This window comes from Bartonella sp. AP11XZML, assembly GCF_042196445.1.
GTDB lineage: Bacteria > Pseudomonadota > Alphaproteobacteria > Rhizobiales > Rhizobiaceae > Bartonella.
Map to the genome: position 1 here is coordinate 59,587 of NZ_JBHIQF010000075.1, position 21,766 is coordinate 81,352.

Here is a 21,766-nt window from a genome sequence, read left to right on the forward strand (position 1 = left end):
ATGAATCATTCTAGATTTTTTGTGTTCGATTGGAGTAAGAATATTGCGTATATCTCGTAATCTCTGAAATGAGAAACCTCATTTGGGAAAAATATGAAATTGAAAGGGGCAATGCTAACGTTCATTTTTATTGTTATTTTTTAAGTTAATTTTACAGCTTTCAAAAGTATTTGGAATGCCTTTTACAGAATGGAGATGATGGTTTTAGTTCATGCTTTTTTTATCGCGTTTTTTAATGGGGGGAATGCTTCTCATGCAAAATAGAGTGCCCAAGACAAAATATGCTTATGTTGTACTGTCACGCTTTTTTTAAAAGGAATATTTTTCAATATTTGTGGCATCCATTTTATGACGGTGTTTTTGAATGTTCCAATGGTTTTGTAGAAGGGGGTAAATGGTAAAGTTTCGGTGTAGTGTATAAACGGCACTATGATCTTTACGCTTAATAAAAAAGCAAGCCCTGCCCTTACACATCTTGCCAGATTCCAATGTTGGTATATCCTTTGGTGCTTGAGACAGTGTCTCACTCTTTTTGTACAGTTTTTACCCACAGATCAGCTCCGCTTGTGATTGACAAGCAAGTGATTTGATTAATTCAACATGAGAGCAATTTGAAATGAGTAATCTTACCATATTCAAGATTCTAATTTAATATGAATAATGCTAGATTATGATGATTAATCAGTTTGTTATCTATGAAGAAAGAAAATAAGGAGGAGGAATTTGTCGAAAAGTTAGATTGTTTATAGATTGGCGCTGGTTAAGAAACTTTGTCCTTAAGGGCAGAGAGGATGTTAAAAAATAAAACCAGCTTTTCGCTGGTTTTATCGAAATATCATCATTATGATGAAAGAGTGTATTATGCAGCGTAGACAGCTTTACTGTTTTCATCTGTTTCTTCTCTCTCAGTTTTAAACTCGCGTTCCGGCTTGTTGGAGAGATGCATCTCTATGAGATTGATAGCTTCTGTTTCAGAAAGACTATTGATAACCGCAATTTCACGGGCCATTCTTTCAAGAGCAGCTGTATAAAGTTGGCGCTCAGAGTAAGATTGTTCAGGCTGTAGATTAGAGCGGAAAAGATCACGGACCACTTCGGCGATACAAATAAGATCTCCTGAGTTGATTTTAGCATCATATTCTTGTGCACGACGTGACCACATGGTCCGTTTAACGCGTGCTTTTCCACGTAAAACTTTTAAGGCACGTTCGACAGAATCACTAGCAGATAATTTACGCATTCCAACGGAAAGGGCTTTTGCAATGGGGACTTTGACATCCATCTTATCTTTCGCGAAATGAATGACAAAAAGTTTTAATTTATGTCCTGCAACTTCTTGATCTTCAATCGCTATAATTTGTCCTACTCCATGCGTAGGGTAGACGATATATTCAGAGGTTGCAAATTCTTTGGTCTTGGAAGACGTTCCATGTTGGGATGCCATATTTTAGTTTACTCCCTTATGATCAACAAATGTATCGGAAAACAGGTTATAAACCTGAGGGTTGAGTTTTCTTTAACCAAGTATATTGTACCAATTAAGTGAGCATAAAAGCCGAGTACTTTTAAATCAAAAAAAAATACACCGCTTTACTATAACAAGCAAAGAAAAATACTTAGAAAGATGATCATGTTAAAATAACACTAACATCAAAATTTAAAAGAATCAATCATTTCGCTTAAGGATTTTTTATTTTTACAAGAGAAGTCTTTCAATCGTTGAAGGAGGAGAGTGTACACTTTATCATTACTCTTCGCCACTTCCTGGATTTTCTGAAAAATACTTTTCTAATTTATTTGGAACACCATCCATTTCTTTTGCTTGAGGAAGAGGATCTTTTTTGGTGGTTAGATTAGGCCATTTGTTTGCATAATGAAGATTGAGTTCTAACCACTTTTCTAATCCTGGTTCTGTATCAGGTAAAATCGCTTCTGCTGGGCATTCTGGCACGCAAACACCACAATCGATGCATTCATCGGGGTGAATAACAAGCATATTTTCCCCTTCATAAAAACAATCAACTGGGCAGACTTCAACGCAATCCGTATATTTGCAGTGAATGCAGTTGTCGGTTACTACGTGGGTCAAGATCAAACTCCATTTGTTACTTTAATTCTCTTTAGAGGAAAGTGTGTGCGTGTTTTTATGATTGGTGAGTTGATCGCGTAGTACAGCTAGTTTCGCAAAAGGTGAATCAGGATTAAGGCGCTTTTCTTTTTGAAAGGGCTTATGATTTGCATGTTTCCCTTGGGATTTGTGGAACTTATGAGAGCGTTTTGCTTGTGATGGTGCTTCTTGAGGGGAATTTTCATTTTTGTATTCCGCTTTTTTTACAGCGTTCTTCGATTTATTTTGCCACTTATTTCCTAATTTATCACGTTTTTTTTGTGCATGGTGGGGAAATTGATGCTTATAATGCCATAACAAAATAACTTTATCTTCTTCTGTAGAGCGAGGGGATTTGGCAAAATTCCCAACAGGTTCAGCTGCTGGTAAACGATTGGTTTTATGGAGATGTTTTTCAATACCAGAGGATGAAGTGTTTGGGAATGAGGTATTTTTTTCTTCTCGTGTTGTTTCTAAATCGCTTACTGTTTGCCATTGACTTCCAACGCATTCTGCTGCAGGAACATCTTGCATTGCCCTATTGACAGGGGAAGAGGCTTGGTGTGCAAAGAGATTTTGTTCAAAAACAGTATTGCTTATGCTGTACGATTGATAACCAAGTCCTTTGAGGATTTCTTCCATATCGTTTCCATTGGCCCCAAGAATGGACATCATGGCTGGTGTAACAAAAAAACTTTTGCCATCATAGGCTCCATCGGGTCTGGGATCACTTCCTTGTTTCCAATGAAGTGCGGGGCGGATGAGATTGGCAAGACGTTCTAAAATATCAATCCGTACAGCACGTTGCCCTAAGATTCGGTAGCCGGCTAATTGATAAAATTGGCGGTTATAGGTAGGGTCAACCATCAAAGAGGTTCGACCAGCAGATAATGCTGAAAAAATTTCACCCAAACCAGTTTGATCTTGTCCCGCATTTTGAAGATTCCACAGGAGAGTAATGGCTTGAACCGGAGCAGGTTTAAGCATTCCGGCAACATAGATATGAAAAGCGCCAAAACGCACGCCTAGACGCCGAAGAACGGCACGTGATTCTTGCGCAAGGTTTTTGACAATGTCTAAGACTTCGCGGCGTGGTAAAATCCCTAAAGAGTTAAAAAGTTGTAAAGCAAGACTGTTTGTTGAATCCGTTAAATTATCAGCATTGCGCAAATCAAACAGGGGTTTTAAAGTTGTTTCAAAATGAAAGGTGACAAAGCGTTCTAATCGTTTCACAACGTTATTGCGGGATTCTCCCGTGAGTTGTTCATCTGCTAAAACAATCAGTTTTGGTTTAAAAAAATCTTCTGTTGCTACAAGTTGTCCTACGGGTTGACCAATCCAGCGCACAATTCCATCAGAACTGAGGGTAAAATCTCCATTTGCAGAAGCACAAAAACGTGTCGCGCGTTTGGAAAAAGCAAGAATCAAATTCTCATTCTCTGTTGAAATTTGCTTCTCAGCTATTTGATCGGTACTGTTTTTGTTGGCATAAAAACGAAAACCTTCAAATTTACCCCTTCCGTGTTTTTCAATGAGAATATCATCTTGAAGAATCTCATTCTGTTGAACAATCTTGCTATCCATGATCATTTTCTTTCTCAGTGTGACACTGGTCAAAAGCTTTTTGCGACAATTTCATAATGGTGCTCTTTCTTTAACACGTTTGTTGCGTTTGCTTCAATCACTCTTGTCATTTTTTGCTGTTTCTTTGCGCCTTTAAAACTTGAATGATTCTTTTTTCATTCAGTTTTCATTCAGTTTGGATGCTTTATATTTGCAAATTACACTTATTAGTTGTATTGTAAAGCTAAAAGCATAAATAAATTCTTCAATTTAAAAGGAAACGGAACCGGTTATCAAAAAACGGCATTTCTTTTGCATGATCACTTTATTTTTTTGCTGTTTTGTCATGAAAAGTGAAGAGAAAGTTTTTTCAAATATTTCATAGGCTAAAAGGCATATTGTAAAGGCATTTTGCAGGTGAAATTGTGTCTTATGTCAAGAAGTTTTACCATGACAGTAAAAAAAACAATTGCGATTATAAAATTACACGTTAAAGTAGTGGTCACAGAAGTTAACAACTTTTGCGTTCTTTTTAAGCGAAGAACAATGATGTCGTTGCCAAATCAATTTTGATAATTTTAATCGCAAGGGGTTATTATGGGTAATCTTTCAAATGCTGTTTATAAAAGCAGCAAAAATTATAGCGATGCAGACAAAAGCTTAGGACGTAATATGATGCGTTCTGCTATGCAAGCACCTTATCTTGAACGACAAAAAGAGCATGATTTGGCTCTGCGGTGGAAAGACAAACGTGATGATGATGCCATGCATCAAATTGCAGCGGCTCATATGCGTTTAGTGATTGCTATTGCTAATCGCTTTAAACGTTTCAAAATGCCTTTGGGGGATTTGGTACAAGAAGGGTATGTGGGACTATTGGAAGCAGCTGCACGTTTTGAACCTGATCGGGAAGTGCGTTTTTCAACATATGCAACGTGGTGGATACGCGCTTCTATTCAAGATTATATTTTGCGAAATTGGTCAATCGTTCGAGGGGGAACGAGTTCTTCGCAAAAAGCACTTTTCTTTAATCTTCGGCGTTTGCGTGCAAAACTGATACAAGATGATAGTGCTTTGTCAAAACAGGATATTTTTCGCACAATCGCTGAAAAACTCGGTGTTTCCGTGCGCGATGTTGAAACGATGGATTTTCGTTTTTCCAGTTCTGATAATTCCTTGAGTGTTTCTGTTTCTGAGAATAGTGATAATCCCATTGCTAAGATGGATGTTTTGGTGGATGATAGTCCTCTTCCTGATGCTTTAATTGAGCAAGTCATTGATGGTCAACGGCGTACACAATGGCTTTACGATGCGTTGCAAATTCTCAACGAACGGGAGTTGGAAATTATTCGCTTTCGTCGCTTAAATGAAGAGGGGGCGACTCTCGAAGTTTTAGGTGAAAAGTTAGGAATCTCGAAAGAGCGCGTGCGTCAAATTGAAGCTAGGGCTTTGCAAAAATTGCGTTCTGCTCTCCTTACGGTTCATTCAGAAGACGCTTACGATATATAAGCAGTGAAAGGCTTTGGGGGGGGAGGAAAGAGAATGTATTAAGTGGGGGCATATGAGAATATGATAAAGTCAGTTTTAGGGGATGGCCGAATTTGTTTAGGAATATGCCTCCTTGGGAGCGCTACTGATAAACAGAGGAAGATAGGGGGCTGTTAGTTGGAGGAAATATATATCAAACGGAGGATAAAGGCATGATGAAGTTGGATTTTAAAGTGTTCCTCTTTATTTTCGAATATGCTTTAAGGGGGAGGGCGTGATACAGACAGAAAAGAATCAAAACTGTAACGGATGAGAAAAAAGGCTTATTCTGTAATAATTTTCACTTTTGTACCTGCGGGTAAAGTTTGCGTTGGTGAGAGGGCGTTGAGGATGCGAAAGAGTTTTTCTTTATATGGTGTGTATTGCATTTTATCTGCAAGATTGGCAACGGTTTCTCCTTGTTTAACACGGACAACACGGATTTTTAAGGGCTGCAATTTTTTTAACTGTGAAGATGAAAGAGAATGAAAGCTTTGTAGCGTTTTTTGGGCAACCTCTGCAAAATTTCGAGAATTATATGGAGCGGCCGTCAAAAAACGAAAGATGTGGTTGTTGAATGGAATGACAACCACATCAAATTGCCATTGATCATTGGTAGCATAGGCCCGCGCTCCAAGTAAACTTTGGCTTTGGGATTCTTGGCGCATAAATTCTTGATTGGGGAGCCCTTGAATTGTGATGGGGCGGATAGATGATTGATCTAGACCGATAATCCAGCCGCTTTTCAAATAATCACTCGCAGATATTTCAGCAGGATGTGGAATAGCATCAAAACGAATCGCAATTTTATCTGGTCCACTGGCCCAAACAGTATGTGCTGAATGTTCTATTGTAAAATTGTTTGGAACAGAAAAAGCTATGCGCAATTGTGGGTGAATAAATTGGTTGCCTCGTACAAAACCTGTATAAAAGCCTCCTCCAAAAATTATGCCATCAATGCTTTTGAGAAAAGAATCATGATCGGATATTTTACTATTCCCTTTACTGATTTTACGCGCTTTTTCTATCGCAAGCCGAATGCGTTGAGGGGTAGTTGGGTGGGAGGCTAAAAAATCTAGAGAGGCATTTTGGGTGCCAGAGATATTACGAAAAGCACTGTAGGCTTCCATTGTTTGAAGAAAGCGCGGTGAAGCAAATGGATCATATCCTGATTGTTGGAGCATTTCGAGTGCAAGGGAATCAGCTTCCAGCTCTTGATTGCGGGAAAATTGCGCGAGTTGTTGCTTGTTTTGCATAGGGTTATGAAGTTTTTTGCCAATAGAAGAAAGAAGACGTGAAGACATGTGATTGGTCATCTTTAATTGGGCTTCTTTTTGCAGGCGTAAAATGCCATGATTGGCTCTGATATGTGCTATCTCATGGGCTAAAATGGCTGCAACTTCTGAAGAATCATTGGCTAATGCCAGCATACCACGAGTGATGTAGATCGAGCCGTTGGGGAGCGCAAAAGCGTTGATAGTTTCTGAGTTTAAAATTGTTACAGAATAGCTTTGATGAGAACTATGGGATGCAACTGCTAGTTTACGGACAATCTTTGCTAAAAGGTGTTCAAGTTTTGCATCATGATAAGCGCCACCATACATTTGCAAAATACGTGGGTGTTGCAGAGCGCTTAATGTGACATAGATATTGTGGTTGTTGGTACGTTTGATCGTTTTAGAAGAAGTGGAAGAAAACCTATCATTTTGAGAAAAGGGTGTATGACAAGCTGAAAGGAGAAACGTTAGACTTATGAAAGTTGCTTTATACAGGCAAGAGCGAAAAAGAAAATTGCGGTGAAAAATGGGGTGCGTTGGACCATGGTGTACATTATTTCTGCGGAGTAATTTGGCAAATTGCATTTGTATCTTTGTATCGTATGTTTCTTTAAAAAAGGCATTAAGAATAAGGATTCGTTTGGCTATATCACGCTTTTTGTTTATAAAAAATGACTCTCACTTATAAAAAGATGCACTGTAAAGAAAATTTTGTGAAAGGCAAAGTATGGCATGACAACATTTACGATATTATTAAATGGGGATGTTCATATCACTGATCGTTTGCTTAATCAAATTCAAAACAGTCGGGTAATTGCTGCTGATGGTGGTATGCGTCATGCGGCAGCGCTTAATGTGACGCCTGAGTTGTGGTTAGGGGACTTTGATTCATCAGATGAGAACTTAATACGTCAATATAGTCATGTTCCGCGTGAAGTTTTTCCCTCTGATAAAGATATGACAGATAGTGCTCTGGCATGTGAAAGAGCGCTGCAAAATGGCGCTAAAAAGCTTATTTTGTGTGGTGCTTTGGGAGGGGAGCGAAGTGATCATAGCCTTTCTCATATGACGCAAGCGTTGATGATGGCTGAAAGGGGTATTTCAGTGTTGTTGACAAGCGGTTTGGAAGAAGGTTGGCCGGTTTTGTCAAAACCTTGTTCGTATGATTTGCCTAAGGGATGTTTGTTTAGTATTATCGGTTTTTCTGATTTAAAAAGTTTAACTCTTAAAGGGGTAAAATGGCCAATTTGTGACAAAAATGTGTCATTTGGCTCTTCTTTAACACTTTCTAACCGTATTTGTGGAACCTTTTCTTGCCATTTAGGTTCTGGAAAAGCTATATTGTTAGCGTCTGTACCTATTCCATAAAGCTCTTCCAATATATTTTGAATAAGGCAGGGGGGGGCCTAGTGATGAAGTGCCGACATAAACGATATATGTATTGATCTTGAGAAGGAAAGGTTTTGATATGTTAAAATCAATTTTTAAAGTGGCTGTTGTTTCAGCCATTGGTTTCAGTTCAGTCGCTTGTACTACAAACGATGAACGCGTTGCACGTTATGGCGTAGGAGGAGCAGCAATCGGTGCTTTGGCTGGAACTGCTATTGCTGGAAGTACGCCTGGAGCAGCACTTACCGGTGCAGCATTTGGTGCTTTGGCTGGAACAGTAACAGGTGCAGCTGCAAATCAAAGAAAACAACAAAGACAGGCATCACAATTGTGCACGTATCGTGGTCGTAGAGGGCATGTTTACCAAGCACCTTGTGGACAGAGAGTCCCTGTACGGCAATTGTGTGCTTACCGTGATGCAAGAGGGGTGATGTATAAAGCACCTTGTCCGCGCCGCGTTCGTTAATGGCGGTGCCGCTTCTGCGGCTTGACCGCATTTTCTTAAATTTTGGAAAAACGCCTTTGCTCAATCAAGCTTCTTTATCGATTGAGCAGGGGGCGCGTATTGCGTTGGTTGGCCGTAATGGTTGTGGAAAATCGACCTTATTAAAAATTGCCGCAGGAATATTAGAACCTCAGGGTGGCGAAATTTTTCGCCACCCGCGAGTAACGCTCCGTTATGTCTCACAAAATCCGGATTGTTCAGGATTTGAAGATATTAATGCTTATATGGAAGCGGGGCTGGACGATACATCTGATGTCCAGTGGATCAATACGCTTCGCACAAATTTAGGGTTTTCTGGGGCGGAAAAATTGGAAACGCTTTCGGGAGGCGAAAAGCGGCGTGTTTCATTGTTACGGGCCATTGCTGCAAAGCCCGATATTTTGTTCTTAGATGAACCAACCAATCATCTTGATTTACCAACTATTGAATGGCTGGAAGCTGTTTTGGCTTCTTTGCGTTCAGCGATTGTGGTGATTTCCCATGATCGGCGATTTTTAGAAAATGTTACGCGGTCAACGGTATGGCTTGATCGTGGCACAACCAAAAGGCTGGAAAAGCGTTTTTCTGAGTTTGAAAATTGGCGTGATAAAGCACTGGAAGAAGAAGCCATCGAACAGCATAAATTGGGGCGCCAAATTGCTCGTGAAGAGCAATGGTTGCGTTATGGCGTGAGCGCACGGCGTAAGCGTAATGTACGGCGCTTAGGCGAATTAAAAGACTTAAGACAGCGTCATCAAACCTATAAAGGGCAGCCGGGAAATGCACTTTTGTCAGCAGCGAAAAGTCATGATTCTGGGCAATTGGTGCTTGAAGCAAAGAAAATTTCAAAATCCTATGGTGATCGCATTATCGTGAAAGATTTCTCTTTGCGCATTCAGCGGGGTGATCGAATCGGTTTGGTCGGGCCCAATGGTATCGGAAAGACAACGCTCCTTTCTACATTAATTGGGCAAGAAGCTGTGGATAGCGGAACGGTGAGGCATGGCTATAACCTCTCTATGGCATTGCTTGATCAGCAACGTATTTTAAATGAAGAAGAAACTTTAGCTCATTATTTAACGGGGGGAAGAGGTGATACTCTTGTGATCAACGGGCTGGAGCGGCATGTCGTTTCTTATATGAAAGACTTTTTATTTTTGCCTGAACAAGTACGCACACCCCTTAAAGAATTTTCAGGGGGAGAAAGAGCACGCCTCATGCTTGCACGCCTTCTTTCGCGTCCTGCAAACTTTTTGATTCTTGATGAACCGACCAATGATTTGGATATGGAAACTTTGGATTTGTTGCAAGAATTTATTGCTGATTTTGCGGGGACAGTATTGTTGGTCAGCCATGACAGAGACTTTTTAGATCGTACTGTAACGCATATGTTGGCACCTCAAGGTGATGGTCATTGGGTTTTGTATGCGGGCGGCTACAGTGATATGATGGCGCAAAACCAGCATGCTCTTCGTTTACAACGCAAAAAAACAGAATTATCGCAGCGTAAAGCACCTTCAAAATCTCATGCGGGAGAGCTTTCAAAGCAGGACACATCAACAGATGGTAGCTTGATAGGGCGGGAGAAAAAAACACGAGGTAAATTGTCTTATAAGCAGGTTTATGCATTGGAAAAATTGCCTGAAGAAATTGCTGTTTTACAGGACGAAATCAAAAAAATTGAGCAAGAACTCTCTGATCCAGCCCTTTATCGCAGTGATAAAGAGCGTTTTGAACGTTTATCAACAACGTTGGAAAAAAAGAAAAATACTTGCACACAAAAAGAAGAAGAATGGTTAGAACTTGAAATTTTACGCGAAGAAATGGAAGCGTGTTCACGGTAATGTTTTAGATATTAATATCTAAGCATTTTAATTCGTATTGCATCATCGCTTTTCTTTGATTTGTTACAAGAGTTTTTGGCTGATTTAGCGGGAAGAGTATTATTGACGAGTTATGGTAGAGACTTTTAGATCGTACTGTAACATATAGCACTTCAAGGCGATGGTTATTGGGATTTGTATACGGGGGGCAGTGATATGGTAGCGCAAAACAAGCATGCTCTTCGTTTACAAGGCAAAGAAACAAAACTACCTTTGCCGTGAGTTTTTTCAAAATTTCGTATATGGAAGTACGCCAATTCCATTGCATACCTTGCCAGTCCCCAATGTTGCTTGCAGCTCCTTTGGAATTTGAGAGCATTCGTAAGAAACATGCCCTTGTCTTTACCTTATATCCTAAATACACCAACCCCACTTATGACGGAAAAGCAAATGATCCTTATTAATTCTAACGTGAGAAGTGTTGTGATGAGGAAAGCTGTCTGTATTCGATGTTATGATTTTAGTTTAAAAATGATGATTTGTTAAGATAAATCAACGTGTTATTGCAACATTTCTAGGAGGAGAAAATGATGGCAATTAAAACAAAGCGAACAGTTTCCACATTGATCGGTTTAGAAGATGCAGCTGAACTGTCTTCTTATTTCCTCCGTAATGCGAATCATCTGCGTCCTTTTGAACCTGTTAGATCTGATGGTTACCACAGCCTAACAGCTTGGGAAACACGAGCCAATGCATTTGCTTATGAAAGCGCACAGGGACAAGCATATCGATATGCTGTACGATTAAAAAATGAAAACACAGTCATCGGTGTTGTGAATTTTACAAATGTGGTTCGGGGTGTTTTTCAAGCCTGTCATCTTGGTTTTTCTCTTGATGAAAAACAACAAGGAAAAGGTCTCATGTTTGAGAGTTTATCGGCTCTAATACGCCATATCTTTCATATTTATCATCTGCATAGAGTGATGGCAAATTATAGACCTGAGAACATAAAAAGCGAACGTTTATTAAAACGCCTTCATTTTGAAAAAGAAGGCTATGCTAAAGACTATTTGATGATTTCTGGAAAATGGAGAGATCATATTCTAACCTCTCGAATCAATGATCTTTATGAGGCCGTTAATAGATTCGAATAAAGTTTGTTAAGGGTCTTTTTATCAAATGTGTAAATATGCTGCACTTTTCCCTATCCTAAAAGACGAAGATCCTTAACCACCTCTTCTTTTGTAAACAGTTCAGACTCTCGTTTAGCGGATTTCAACGGCTGACCGCTTTCATATGTTTCTTTTCGTAGATAATAAATTGATTTATCATCATAATTCATTTTTTTCAATTTGAAGAGAGTCCTCAATATCGGAAGACTTTCTCATTTCAAATTTATTGATGTTTAATCATAAAAACACCTCTCTTGCACATCACAAACTGAGTTGGCATAGGTTGGCATACAAGTGAGGGTTTATGTGGATAAAAATTATTGAAGAACAAGAATAAAAATTCTCTGTATAAATCCTTTTAAATGTGAGGGCTGTTGCAATATTGTGTATTCTGTGACCGATAGTCTCGTTACAAGTTACACAAACGGCTTATTGTTTGGGTGAAATTTTTATACATTCATTTGTTTTTTGTATTTTCTTTTCTTAAGAAAATTTCCAATGTTATCAATGGTTTTAATTCATACCAAGCGCATTTTTATAAAGTTCAATGATTGCTTCTTCTTCCATTCTTTCATGCTCTTCTTTTTTACGCAGCCGTATAATGCTTCGAACAGCTTTACTATCAAAACCAGAGCCTTTAAGTTCAGTGTAAACGTCTTTAATATCATCAGAAATGGTTTTTTTCTCTTCTTCTAGTCGTTCAATACGTTCGATAAAAGAGCGTAATTGGTTTACGGATATAGCGTGTGTTTGATCGGTTACTGTATCGTTCATTGTATTTTTCTCCAAGTTATATATTTTAAGTTGTTTTTCGACGACGAATTTATGTTAAAAAAGCTTGAAAACAAAAAGTAAATCAAGCTACACAGCTTTTTTACAAATTGACTTTAAATATTTTGTAAAATTTTTAAGATATATGCATTGATAAAAGGGCTATAAAAAGAAAAATATAAAAATATACGTTTTAGATTTGAAAAGCTTTAAAAAAAGAAATGTGTAATTTGTTTTGAGAATTTGGCATTATAGAGGAAATTTTGTGATTTTAAAAAAGCGATATTGGGTGTTTCAGAAAGGATTAAAAGTTTTTCTCTTGAGCATTTTGCTCTTGTTTCCCCTTGTTGTTTTTGCAAAAGCTGACTTTAGAGTTTGTAATACAACCCAACAGTCTGTAGGGGTTGCTCTTGGATATCGTACATTTTCAGGGTGGGTGAGCGAAGGCTGGTGGACGGTACCAGTGACGGAATGTAAAACTTTAATTGAGGGGCCTCTTGCTTCACGGTTTTATTATTTTTATGCGGAAGGGGCACAAAAAAAAGGGAACTGGGCAGGCTCTGTGACCATGTGTGTACAAGATAGCCAATTTACCATTCAAGGGGTTCATGATTGTTTCCCTCGAGGATATCAAAAGGCTGAATTTAAAGAGATCGATACCGGAAATCAAACCAGTTGGATGGTACAGTTGACGGATGAGTCTTTGTTAAACAATTCAGTTATACCTTCTCTTTCAGGAAATTCTCCACCGTGAAACGTGCACGTAAAGTAAAAATTATTGCGACTCTTGGTCCTTCTTCTTTTTCTCGTTTGATGATTGAGAAGCTTTTTAGGGCAGGGGCAGACGTTTTTCGTCTTAATATGAGCCATACTGATCGTGATATGCTGGGTGATTTGGTCAAGTCTATACGAGAAGTTGAAAAAACAGTTCGACGCCCCATAGGTATTTTGGTGGATCTTCAGGGGCCAAAACTGCGTGTGGGACGTTTTGCTAAGGGGCAAGAAGATTTGCGTGTTGGGCAAAGCTTTACATTAGATAATCGCGATGTTCTTGGTGATGCACAGCGTGTTTTTTTCCCTCATGAGGATGTATTTTCGGCTGTTAAACCAGGGGATCGGTTGTTGATTGATGATGGAAGGCTGGAACTGCGTGCGCAAGTTTGTGATGGTCATACTATACAGTGTCGCGTGGTTGCTGGAACCCGTATTTCTGATCGAAAGGGTGTCAGTTTTCCCGATACAATTTTGCCTTTTGATTCGATGACGTCAAAAGATAAGGAGGATCTTCAGGCTCTTTTACAGCAGCCTGTTGATTGGGTTGCTCTTTCTTTTATTCAACGTCCAGAAGATATTATAGCGGTGCGTCGATTGATGAAAAGCAAGGTGTCTTTGATGGCTAAAATCGAAAAGCCTCAAGCCTTGGAGCATATAGAGAAGATTATTGAAATTTCCGATGGTATTATGATTGCACGGGGTGATCTCGGTGTGGAAATGCCTCTGGAAAAGGTCCCTGCACTTCAGATGGAGTTGATAAAAGCTTGTCGTTTAGCTGGAAAACCGGTTGTGGTGGCAACACAAATGCTCGAATCAATGATCACATCTCCTGTTCCCACACGCGCAGAAGTGTCGGATGTTGCTACAGCAGTTTATGCAGGAACAGATGCGGTGATGTTGTCTGCTGAATCTGCTTCTGGTCGCTATCCTGAAGAAGCTGTGCTTATGATGGACCGAATCGCGCGGCAAATCGAACAAGATCATACTTATGCCGCTCAGGTTGGGGCACAACATCCAGCACCAGAATCAACAGGAACAGATGCGATTTCTCTTGCCGCGCGTCAGATTGCTGAAACACTTGAATTAGCAGCTATTGTTGCCTATACGGCTTCAGGAACAACGGGGGTACGCGCTTCTCGTGAACGCCCTAATAGACCGATTATTGCTTTATCGCCCATTGTGGAAACAGCAAGGCGTTTGGCTCTCGTTTGGGGGCTTCATTGTGTGGTCACGCAAGATGCTCGCAATTTAGAAGATATGGTTGATCGAGCAGCAGCCATTGCATTTCAGGAAGGCTTTTGCCAAGGAGGGGATCGTTTCCTTGTAACAGCCGGTGTTCCTCTTGGAACGCCCGGTGCGACAAATCTCTTGCGTATTGCTTCTGTCTCTCAAGATGGAACGAAAGGGATTTGAGCCGTTTACGCATGGTGTTTTTTCATGCGCCTTTGAACAGGCTTTAAAAACAACGGGTGTGCGCCTCTTGTGAATGCCTCCATAGACCCATTATTCTTTTATCTTCTATCGTAAGATAGAAAGGTATTGCGTTAGGTCGTCCAGTTTGGGGATGGGAGCAGATGCGGTGATGTTGTCTGTTGATTTTGTTTTAGTTCTGAGGAAACTGCTTTTACGGTAGGCATTTAATGGGAGCCCCCTTTTATTTCATTGAGACAGATTGGGGATTGCTTTATTGATGTTTATACGAACGAGATGTTTATTGATAATGAGAGTTCATTCTTTCGCTTTTTGGATAAGAGCCTTGAAATTTTTCCCATTTTAAACTTTTGCAAACAGAATTGAATAAAATTAAAATTATGTGCCTAAAAAATCGTACTGGTATGTTATGAGAAAAAGTGATGGGTGAATGTGTTTTTAAAATATGCTTTGTCGAAGCATTTTCAACATATTGATTTATAATGATAATTTATCGTTATTAAACTTGAATTAGAACCCCGAATTCCGTAAGATTCTCTTAAATTTATTTATGTTTTGTTAATCATAACTCTTTGCTTGTACGTCATAAGCGGGTGGGACATGTGGGTAAAAACTGTACAAAAATACCTCTTATGAATCGTTTTACGAGCCAAGGGGGCTATCGCAATATTGAGGGCTGACTATAATGATGATGCCGACTTGCTCTTTCTTTTATTAAGCTTGGAGATTTTGAGGGGTGGGGAGAGAAATATGGATTATTTGTTATAAGGATAAAAATAGCGGTAGAGGATGTTTTCAAGAGCTATTATTGTTGTTTATGATGTTTGAGGTTGTATGAGATTAACATACTCTTCGGGTTTGACTTTTTTCCTGCTCTAAAGGATGAAAATACTTAATTCACGCTGGTTTATAAATGATACGGTTCTTTTCGGTGGGTTTCATCGGATGGACATCTCAGGTGCAAAGACTCCATGGTGCTTATAGTATCAAATAGCGGTGTTTTACGGTATAATAGATAAGGTTATTTTTTAATATATATTGAATCTGCTTGATATTATCTAAGGGGCAAGGATTTTTGGGCATGCATTCATAGGGAACATGAATATAGCTCTTTTTTTCGAAGGGTGCTTTATTTGTTTGTTGCTGTTGTCATTTATATGATTTTTTTACAATGATGTTGATTTTGTTATCTTATTGCGCGGTTAAAAGACATCTCATTTGAAATGTGGTGATATAAGGCAGTCTCCTTGATATAGGAAGCGTTTGTGCGGAGGTGAAATATTCAGGGTAGGGCTTTCTTGTTGAGGTTTAAGTTAATCCCATAAGTCGTGAGTAGCTGGAATCCTTCCTATAAAAAACCAGACTGTTTACACACTGGTGTGGGTTTAAGAATTTTTATCCTGTGAGATGTGGCGGACAAGTCAAATCTCTGGTTTATTACGCGCTGATGTACTTTTTAGAAATCTTCCTGTTCCTGTTCTTGTTCTTGAAGGTTTGTGCAGTTTTGATCATCTTTGAGCAATTGGTTGGTGAGATTTTCAATGCGTTGTGTGGTGTCACGCATAATTTTCCCCATGGTGCGGTCTCTTTCGTTGTGGAGTCGTAAAAGAGTATTGTAGTCTTCTTGTAATTTTTTATTTTCTCGTTTTATTTCTTCCATTTCATCAATAATCATTATGCCAGCCATAACCGATAAACGATGGTCGCCAATTTCACCAAAATTGTTTTTTAAATGTGTGATATATTGATCCAATTGAGCAGCAAGCGCAATAAGACGACGTTCTTGTCCTTTGTCACAAGCCATGCGATAAACTTTACCATCAATGGTAACGGAAACAGTTTCCATATATTCAAACCTTTATCTATCAATAACAACACGAATTGTTTCCATTGCTTTAATAAGACGTTTGGAAACTTCTTTGTTTACGGACTCTAAGCGTTCAATTTGGGCTTCAGCTTTGTCAAGCGCTTGGGCAAGATGGCTGCGGTCAGCATTCATTCGTTGGATTTCTTCTTCCCATTCGTTATTTTTATCAATAACGGCATTGCGGTTTATTATGGTGATCTCTAAAGTTCTAAGTGCCTTTTCTAGGTGCTCTAAAGCATCTTGTAGAACTGTAGTCTCTTGGTTCATTGCTTTTATCCTTTGGGTAATTGTATCCTTTATCAATGTGTTATGCAAAAACGAATCACTTTCACTCTTGTGTTGTGTGCATTTTATTTTTAAGTATGTAGGATATTTTAGCAAGCAAAGCAGGGGATAGATATAAATTAAAAGCTGGATTTTTTGCGCGTATTGGCATAAATGACATGGATATACAGAACGCGTGAGGGGAATGTTATTAATATTATTGAAGTGGTGGCAAAAAGTCTCACGCTAATGGTTAGAAAATAGTATTTCTTGAGAATTTTAAGAGAATACGGAAAAAGCAACAGAATAACGTATTTAACGAAATGGTCGATTATTCATGACAAACACCCACCAACAGAATCAGATGGCCAATGCTATCCGTTTTCTTGCTATTGATGCGATTGAAAAAGCAAATTCTGGTCATCCGGGCTTGCCAATGGGAGCTGCCGATATTGCTACGGTTCTTTATACAAGATTCCTTGCTCATGACCCCAAAAAACCTCGCTGGCCTAACCGTGATCGTTTTGTGTTATCAGCAGGACATGGGTCTATGTTGCTTTATGCTCTCTTGTATCTTTCTGGTTATGAAGATATTGGCATTGAAGATCTCAAAAATTTTCGCCAATTAGGAGCAAAGCTTGCTGGACATCCAGAATATGGGCATGTGGCAGGAATCGAAACAACGACTGGTCCTCTTGGACAAGGGTTGGCTAATGCTGTGGGGATGGCTCTTGGAGAGCGTTTGCAAAATGCTCGTTTTGGTGATCTTATCAACCATTACACTTATGCGTTGGTGGGCGATGGATGCCTTATGGAAGGGATATCTCAAGAAGCACTTTCCCTTGCTGGTCATTTGAAACTCAATAAGCTTATTGTGTTGTGGGACGATAATAATATTTCTATCGATGGAGAGATTTCCCTTGCTGACAGTACAGATCAGATTGCGCGTTTTAAGGCATCTGGTTGGGAGACACATAAAGTCAATGGGCATGATCAAGCAGCAATTGCGCGGGCTATTGAGGCGGCACAAAATTCCGATAAACCAACTTTGATCGCTTGTAAAACAACAATTGGCTTTGGAGCACCCAATAAAGCGGGTACCAATAAAGTTCACGGAGCCCCTTTGGGCGCACGAGAAATCACTGAAACCCGTATCGCGTTAGGGTGGGATGCTGAGCCTTTCGTTATTCCAGCCGATATTCTCGATAATTGGCGCTTGGCTAGTCTCAATGCTGCTAAAAAACGCCAAAAATGGGAAGAAAAATTTGCTGATCTTCCTGTCTCAGAGCGTGTGGAGTTTGAAAGATTGATGCGGGGCGATCTCGTGGGCGGATTTGATGGCGCTATTGATACTTATAAACAGAAATTGGTTGAAGAGCGCCCCGTTGTTGCTACGCGTAAAGCTTCGGAAATGGCTCTTGAAGTGATCAATGAAGTCGTTGTTGAGACTATTGGTGGTTCGGCTGATTTAACCGGATCTAATAATACAAAAAGTAGCCAGATGAAAAGTATCTCTGCTGAAGATTTTTCAGGGCGCTATCTGCATTATGGAATTCGTGAACATGCAATGGGAGCTGTGATGAATGGTCTTGCCCTTTATGGCGGCTTTATTCCTTATGGGGGAACCTTTTTATGCTTTTCTGATTATATGCGTCCTGCTATGCGTTTGTCTTCTCTCATGGGGTTGCGGGTGATTTATGTCATGACTCATGATTCTATTGGTCTTGGTGAGGATGGTCCGACCCATCAACCCGTAGAGCATTTGGCTTGCCTGCGTGCAATGCCTAATCATTTTGTGTTCCGTCCTGCAGATGCTATGGAGACAGTCGAGTGTTGGCAATTGGCTTTGAAAGCATGCGGGACGCCTTCTACCTTGGCTTTAAGTCGACAAAATCTACCGCTTTTGCGTCAAGAGTATGAAGAAGAAAATCTCTGTATGCTTGGTGCTTATGAATTTCTAACAGCTAGCGATGATGCACAAGTGACGCTGTTTGCTTCTGGTTCAGAATTGCAAATTGCAGTGGAAGCACATGCGGTGTTAGAAGAAAAAGGCATCCCAACGCGTGTGGTTTCTGTGCCTTGTTTTGAACTTTTTTCTCAACAATCTCTCTCCTATCAGCGTGCTCTCATTGGAGATGCACCGATTAAAGTTGCCATTGAGGCTGCTGTCGCCCAAGGATGGGACCGTTTTATTGGCTGTGATGGTGTGTTTATTGGTATGGAGGGCTTTGGGGCAAGTGGAACAATTGATGCCCTTTATGCGCATTTTGGTATTACTTGGGAAAATGTTGTTGCTACCGTTGAAAAAGAGCTGGAAAAGATCAAAGAGGAAAAGACAAAGTGACAGCTTGTGTTGTCATGAATGGGGTGGTTTTAGGGCATCATATTCTGTGCAGTGTTGTGGATGATCTTGTGCATTGTTGTGGATAAGTGAGTGAGTGATCAAGATATTGACATTGTGGGAATTAATGATTTTGGATTGGTGAAATACCCATTTATTGTGTTTTAAATGTTGTGCTTTTAAAAATTGATGAGGAAACATGTGAAATGACAGTTCGTGTTGCAATTAATGGGTTTGGTCGTATTGGTCGCAATATTTTACGTGCACTTGTGGAAAGTGGACGACAAGATGTTGAAGTGGTTGCAATTAATGATTTGGGATCGGTGGAAACAAATGCCCATTTATTACGCTATGATTCAGTTCATGGGCGTTTTCCTGGGATCATTAAGGTGGTAGGGGATGCTATTGATGTGGGAGGTGGTTTAATAAAGGTATGCGCAGAGCGTGATCCTGCTCAATTGCCTTGGAAAGATTTGGATATCGATATTGCTTTGGAATGTACGGGTATTTTTACGGCACGTGATAAAGCAAGTGCTCATTTAGATGCGGGGGCAAAGCGTGTTCTTATTTCTGCGCCTTCTGAAGGAGCAGATCTTACGGTCGTCTATGGGGTTAATCATCAATCTTTAAGCAGCGAGCATCGCGTTGTTTCAAATGCTTCTTGTACAACCAATTGTTTGGCGCCTGTTGCACAAGTTTTACACAACACGGTCGGCATTGAAAAGGGCTTTATGACAACAATCCATTCTTATACGGGTGATCAACCTGTATTGGATACAATGCATCGGGACCTTTATCGTGCACGTGCGGCAGCTCTTTCTATGATTCCTACCTCAACAGGAGCGGCAAAAGCTGTGGGATTGGTCTTGCCAGAATTAAAGGGATTGCTTGATGGTGTATCGATTCGTGTTCCGACCCCTAATGTTTCTGTGGTTGATTTGACATTTATCGCTAAGCGTTCCACGACAATCGAAGAAATTAATACAGCTATTGCTACTGCTGCACAAGGTTCTTTGAAGGGCGTTTTGGACACTACAGAAGAGAAACTCGTGAGTTGTGATTTTAATCATAATCCTCATTCAGCTATTTTCCACAATGATCAAACCAAAGTGATTGATGGTAAGCTCTGTCGCGTTCTGGTTTGGTATGATAATGAATGGGGCTTTTCTAACCGTATGAGTGATACGGCAGTGGCTTTTGCTAAGACAATATAAGAGGACCTCAGGGTCCTCTTTTTATAGGGAAAAGTCTCATTTTTGTGCAATTTTGAGAAAAACAGATAGAGGCTGTTGTTCTCATGCGCTAGAGAGAAGAGGCTATTGAAAAATTGATGATGTGTTTTGTTTTAATACTGTGTCAATACGTGCTTTTAAAAGATGCATGAAAGAGTAAACTTTGAAAAAGTAAGATCTGAACGAGGTACCCTTTGAGAAAACGTTAGAAAACAGGAGATGTAAACTCTTTTTCCTAGAAGTAAAAGGAAGCTTTAATAGAGATCAAGTTGAGCCAATGCATTTGTTTGCCACAATGGAATATGAAGATTAAGAGCAATGGTGAGCTTTTGTACATTTGACGATAAAAGCTTTGGATTTTTATTAAGCAAAGGGTGAGAGATAGGCTGTCGTGGATCTCTTGTAAAAGCAAAGAGGGGGATAAGTGGAAAGAAAAGTGGGCAGGGTTGTTGGATGCGTTTTTATTTGAAACAATGGAAAGTGAAGAGGAAGCAGTGATGGGGTTTCGTACACTTGATGATGTTGATGTTTTGGGTAAACGTGTTCTGGTGCGCGTAGATTTTAATGTTCCTATGGCGCAAGGTAAGGTATGCGATGAGACGCGTCTTGTACGACATAAAGAGACACTCGTTGAGCTGCAAAAGCGTGGTGCTAAACTTATTCTGCTTTCTCATTGTGGTCGCCCCAAAGGAAAGGTAGAGCAAGAGTTTTCACTCCGTCCTGTTGTGCAAGTGCTGGAAAAGATCATTAATCAGCCGGTTGCTTTTGCTCCTGACTGTATCGGTTCGGCGGTGCAGGTTGCAGTTGAGTCATTACAAAATGGTGGTGTTTTACTGCTTGAAAATGTTCGTTTTTATGCTGGTGAAGAAAAGAATGATTGTTCTTTTGCAGAAGCTTTGGCTCATAATGGAGATCTCTATGTTAATGATGCTTTTTCAGTTTCTCATCGTGCCCATGCTTCGGTGGAGGGAATAACGCATTTGTTGCCTTCTTATGCAGGACGCTCTTTGCAAGGTGAATTGCAGGCATTAGAAAAAGGACTTGGCAATCCAGCACGTCCTGTGGTTGCTCTTGTGGGAGGAGCAAAGGTTTCTAGTAAGCTTTTTGTGCTCAATCATTTGGTGGAAAAAGTTGACTCCTTGGTTATTGGTGGGGGGATGGCTAACAGTTTTTTAGCTGCGCAAGGTATCCATGTAGGGAAATCACTGTGTGAACATGCATTGATGGAAACGATAAAAAAAATCATTAAAAAAGCGCAAGAGTGTCACTGTACGCTTTTGCTCCCTCAGGATGCTGTCGTTGGATTTCGTTTTGAAAAAGATGCACCGCATCGTCTTTATGACATTGAAGATATTCCACAAGATGGCATGATATTGGATATTGGGACGCGCTCTATTGCGCATATCAATGCTGCGATAGATGAAGCTGCTACTCTTGTGTGGAATGGACCCCTTGGTGTTTTTGAGATGTCTCCTTTTGATAAGGGAACAATTGCCGTGGCACGCCATGTAGCAGAACGTAGTTTGACGGGAAAGTTGGTTTCAATTGCGGGAGGGGGCGATACGGTTTTTGCCCTTAATCATGCCGGTGTTGCCAATGATTTTACTTATCTTTCGACTGCTGGAGGAGCTTTTTTGGAATGGATGGAAGGTAAGGTTCTTCCTGGTATTCTTGCCCTTATGCAGGCTTAAAGGGCTTCTTTGGAGGGGAAGGTTAAAGAAAAACTATACGGTCGTGTAGAGTG

17 protein-coding genes are annotated in these 21,766 nt (G+C 40.0%); 10 read left to right on the forward strand and 7 right to left on the reverse strand.

Annotated features, from left to right (window positions below):
- Positions 1-859: 859 nt before the first annotated feature.
- The 3 genes from ACFIMG_RS07190 to ACFIMG_RS07200 form a co-directional block, all read right to left on the reverse strand.
- Positions 860-1,444, reverse strand: a complete 585-nt coding sequence (locus ACFIMG_RS07190) for a CarD family transcriptional regulator (protein ID WP_273790499.1) — start codon at positions 1,442-1,444, stop codon at positions 860-862.
- A 303-nt stretch (positions 1,445-1,747) separates the two neighbouring features.
- Entirely contained in the window at positions 1,748-2,089 is a 342-nt protein-coding gene (fdxA, locus tag ACFIMG_RS07195; protein WP_015856977.1) for a ferredoxin FdxA, read from the reverse strand.
- A gap of 21 nt (positions 2,090-2,110) precedes the next feature.
- A complete protein-coding gene (locus ACFIMG_RS07200) occupies positions 2,111-3,691 on the reverse strand; it encodes a hypothetical protein (RefSeq protein ID WP_375678369.1) in 1,581 nt (526 codons plus the stop codon).
- A gap of 576 nt (positions 3,692-4,267) precedes the next feature.
- Here ACFIMG_RS07200 and ACFIMG_RS07205 point away from each other — a divergent pair.
- Positions 4,268-5,179: an RNA polymerase factor sigma-32 gene (locus tag ACFIMG_RS07205; RefSeq protein WP_015856975.1), complete on the forward strand. Its 912-nt coding sequence runs from the start codon at positions 4,268-4,270 to the stop codon at positions 5,177-5,179.
- A gap of 302 nt (positions 5,180-5,481) precedes the next feature.
- Here ACFIMG_RS07205 and ACFIMG_RS07210 read toward each other — a convergent pair whose 3' ends face one another.
- Positions 5,482-7,059: a M48 family metalloprotease gene (locus ACFIMG_RS07210; RefSeq protein WP_375678370.1), complete on the reverse strand. Its 1,578-nt coding sequence runs from the start codon at positions 7,057-7,059 to the stop codon at positions 5,482-5,484.
- Positions 7,060-7,206: 147 nt separating this feature from the next.
- On the opposite strand from ACFIMG_RS07210, the gene ACFIMG_RS07215 reads away from it, so the two are divergent.
- From ACFIMG_RS07215 to rimJ, 4 genes are all read left to right on the forward strand, one after another.
- Complete coding sequence (locus tag ACFIMG_RS07215) at positions 7,207-7,842, forward strand: thiamine diphosphokinase (protein ID WP_375621008.1); 636 nt, start codon at positions 7,207-7,209, stop codon at positions 7,840-7,842.
- Positions 7,843-7,942: 100 nt separating this feature from the next.
- Positions 7,943-8,329: a hypothetical protein gene (locus tag ACFIMG_RS07220; protein ID WP_375613186.1), complete on the forward strand. Its 387-nt coding sequence runs from the start codon at positions 7,943-7,945 to the stop codon at positions 8,327-8,329.
- Positions 8,329-10,191 carry an ABC-F family ATP-binding cassette domain-containing protein gene (locus tag ACFIMG_RS07225; protein WP_375678382.1) on the forward strand — a complete coding sequence of 621 codons (1,863 nt, stop codon included), beginning with the start codon at positions 8,329-8,331 and terminating at the stop codon, positions 10,189-10,191. The genes ACFIMG_RS07220 and ACFIMG_RS07225 overlap by 1 nt, the downstream gene beginning before the upstream one ends.
- A gap of 569 nt (positions 10,192-10,760) precedes the next feature.
- Positions 10,761-11,324, forward strand: a complete 564-nt coding sequence (gene rimJ, locus ACFIMG_RS07230) for a ribosomal protein S5-alanine N-acetyltransferase (RefSeq protein ID WP_375678383.1) — start codon at positions 10,761-10,763, stop codon at positions 11,322-11,324.
- Between the two features lie 531 nt (positions 11,325-11,855).
- Here the strand turns inward: rimJ and ACFIMG_RS07235 are convergent.
- The gene (locus ACFIMG_RS07235) at positions 11,856-12,116 is read right to left on the reverse strand and encodes a DUF2312 domain-containing protein (RefSeq protein ID WP_005774567.1); all 261 of its coding nucleotides are present in this window, start codon (positions 12,114-12,116) and stop codon (positions 11,856-11,858) included.
- Between the two features lie 262 nt (positions 12,117-12,378).
- On the opposite strand from ACFIMG_RS07235, the gene ACFIMG_RS07240 reads away from it, so the two are divergent.
- Positions 12,379-12,867, forward strand: a complete 489-nt coding sequence (locus ACFIMG_RS07240) for a DUF1036 domain-containing protein (protein WP_273790491.1) — start codon at positions 12,379-12,381, stop codon at positions 12,865-12,867.
- Positions 12,864-14,300 carry a pyruvate kinase gene (gene pyk / locus ACFIMG_RS07245; protein ID WP_375678371.1) on the forward strand — a complete coding sequence of 479 codons (1,437 nt, stop codon included), beginning with the start codon at positions 12,864-12,866 and terminating at the stop codon, positions 14,298-14,300. The genes ACFIMG_RS07240 and pyk overlap by 4 nt, the downstream gene beginning before the upstream one ends.
- A 1,474-nt stretch (positions 14,301-15,774) precedes the next feature.
- On the opposite strand, the gene ACFIMG_RS07250 is transcribed toward pyk, so the two are convergent.
- Both ACFIMG_RS07250 and ACFIMG_RS07255 read right to left on the reverse strand, forming a co-directional pair.
- Complete coding sequence (locus ACFIMG_RS07250) at positions 15,775-16,164, reverse strand: cell division protein ZapA (protein WP_375629691.1); 390 nt, start codon at positions 16,162-16,164, stop codon at positions 15,775-15,777.
- A gap of 12 nt (positions 16,165-16,176) precedes the next feature.
- A complete protein-coding gene (locus ACFIMG_RS07255) occupies positions 16,177-16,452 on the reverse strand; it encodes a DUF4164 domain-containing protein (RefSeq protein WP_005774573.1) in 276 nt (91 codons plus the stop codon).
- A 334-nt stretch (positions 16,453-16,786) separates the two neighbouring features.
- Between ACFIMG_RS07255 and tkt the strand changes: the two genes are divergently transcribed.
- The 3 genes from tkt to ACFIMG_RS07270 all read left to right on the forward strand — a co-directional run bounded on the left by tkt (position 16,787) and on the right by ACFIMG_RS07270 (position 21,713).
- Positions 16,787-18,793, forward strand: coding sequence for a transketolase (gene tkt / locus ACFIMG_RS07260; RefSeq protein WP_375678372.1), 2,007 nt, complete (start codon positions 16,787-16,789; stop codon positions 18,791-18,793).
- A gap of 203 nt (positions 18,794-18,996) precedes the next feature.
- The gene (gene gap / locus ACFIMG_RS07265) at positions 18,997-20,004 is read left to right on the forward strand and encodes a type I glyceraldehyde-3-phosphate dehydrogenase (protein WP_375678373.1); all 1,008 of its coding nucleotides are present in this window, start codon (positions 18,997-18,999) and stop codon (positions 20,002-20,004) included.
- Positions 20,005-20,519: 515 nt separating this feature from the next.
- Positions 20,520-21,713, forward strand: a complete 1,194-nt coding sequence (locus ACFIMG_RS07270; RefSeq protein WP_375678384.1) for a phosphoglycerate kinase — start codon at positions 20,520-20,522, stop codon at positions 21,711-21,713.
- The last annotated feature ends 53 nt before the right edge of the window (positions 21,714-21,766 follow it).

Coding starts and splice junctions, on each gene's coding strand:
- ACFIMG_RS07190 (WP_273790499.1), bottom strand. CDS start 1,444: ATGGCATCCCAACATGGAACGTCTTCCAAGACCAAAGAATTTGCAACC.
- ACFIMG_RS07200 (WP_375678369.1), bottom strand. CDS start 3,691: ATGGATAGCAAGATTGTTCAACAGAATGAGATTCTTCAAGATGATATT.
- ACFIMG_RS07205 (WP_015856975.1), top strand. CDS start 4,268: ATGGGTAATCTTTCAAATGCTGTTTATAAAAGCAGCAAAAATTATAGC.
- ACFIMG_RS07210 (WP_375678370.1), bottom strand. CDS start 7,059: ATGCAATTTGCCAAATTACTCCGCAGAAATAATGTACACCATGGTCCA.
- ACFIMG_RS07215 (WP_375621008.1), top strand. CDS start 7,207: ATGACAACATTTACGATATTATTAAATGGGGATGTTCATATCACTGAT.
- ACFIMG_RS07220 (WP_375613186.1), top strand. CDS start 7,943: ATGTTAAAATCAATTTTTAAAGTGGCTGTTGTTTCAGCCATTGGTTTC.
- ACFIMG_RS07225 (WP_375678382.1), top strand. CDS start 8,329: ATGGCGGTGCCGCTTCTGCGGCTTGACCGCATTTTCTTAAATTTTGGA.
- rimJ (WP_375678383.1), top strand. CDS start 10,761: ATGGCAATTAAAACAAAGCGAACAGTTTCCACATTGATCGGTTTAGAA.
- ACFIMG_RS07235 (WP_005774567.1), bottom strand. CDS start 12,116: ATGAACGATACAGTAACCGATCAAACACACGCTATATCCGTAAACCAA.
- ACFIMG_RS07250 (WP_375629691.1), bottom strand. CDS start 16,164: ATGGAAACTGTTTCCGTTACCATTGATGGTAAAGTTTATCGCATGGCT.
- ACFIMG_RS07255 (WP_005774573.1), bottom strand. CDS start 16,452: ATGAACCAAGAGACTACAGTTCTACAAGATGCTTTAGAGCACCTAGAA.
- tkt (WP_375678372.1), top strand. CDS start 16,787: ATGACAAACACCCACCAACAGAATCAGATGGCCAATGCTATCCGTTTT.
- gap (WP_375678373.1), top strand. CDS start 18,997: ATGACAGTTCGTGTTGCAATTAATGGGTTTGGTCGTATTGGTCGCAAT.
- ACFIMG_RS07270 (WP_375678384.1), top strand. CDS start 20,520: ATGGGGTTTCGTACACTTGATGATGTTGATGTTTTGGGTAAACGTGTT.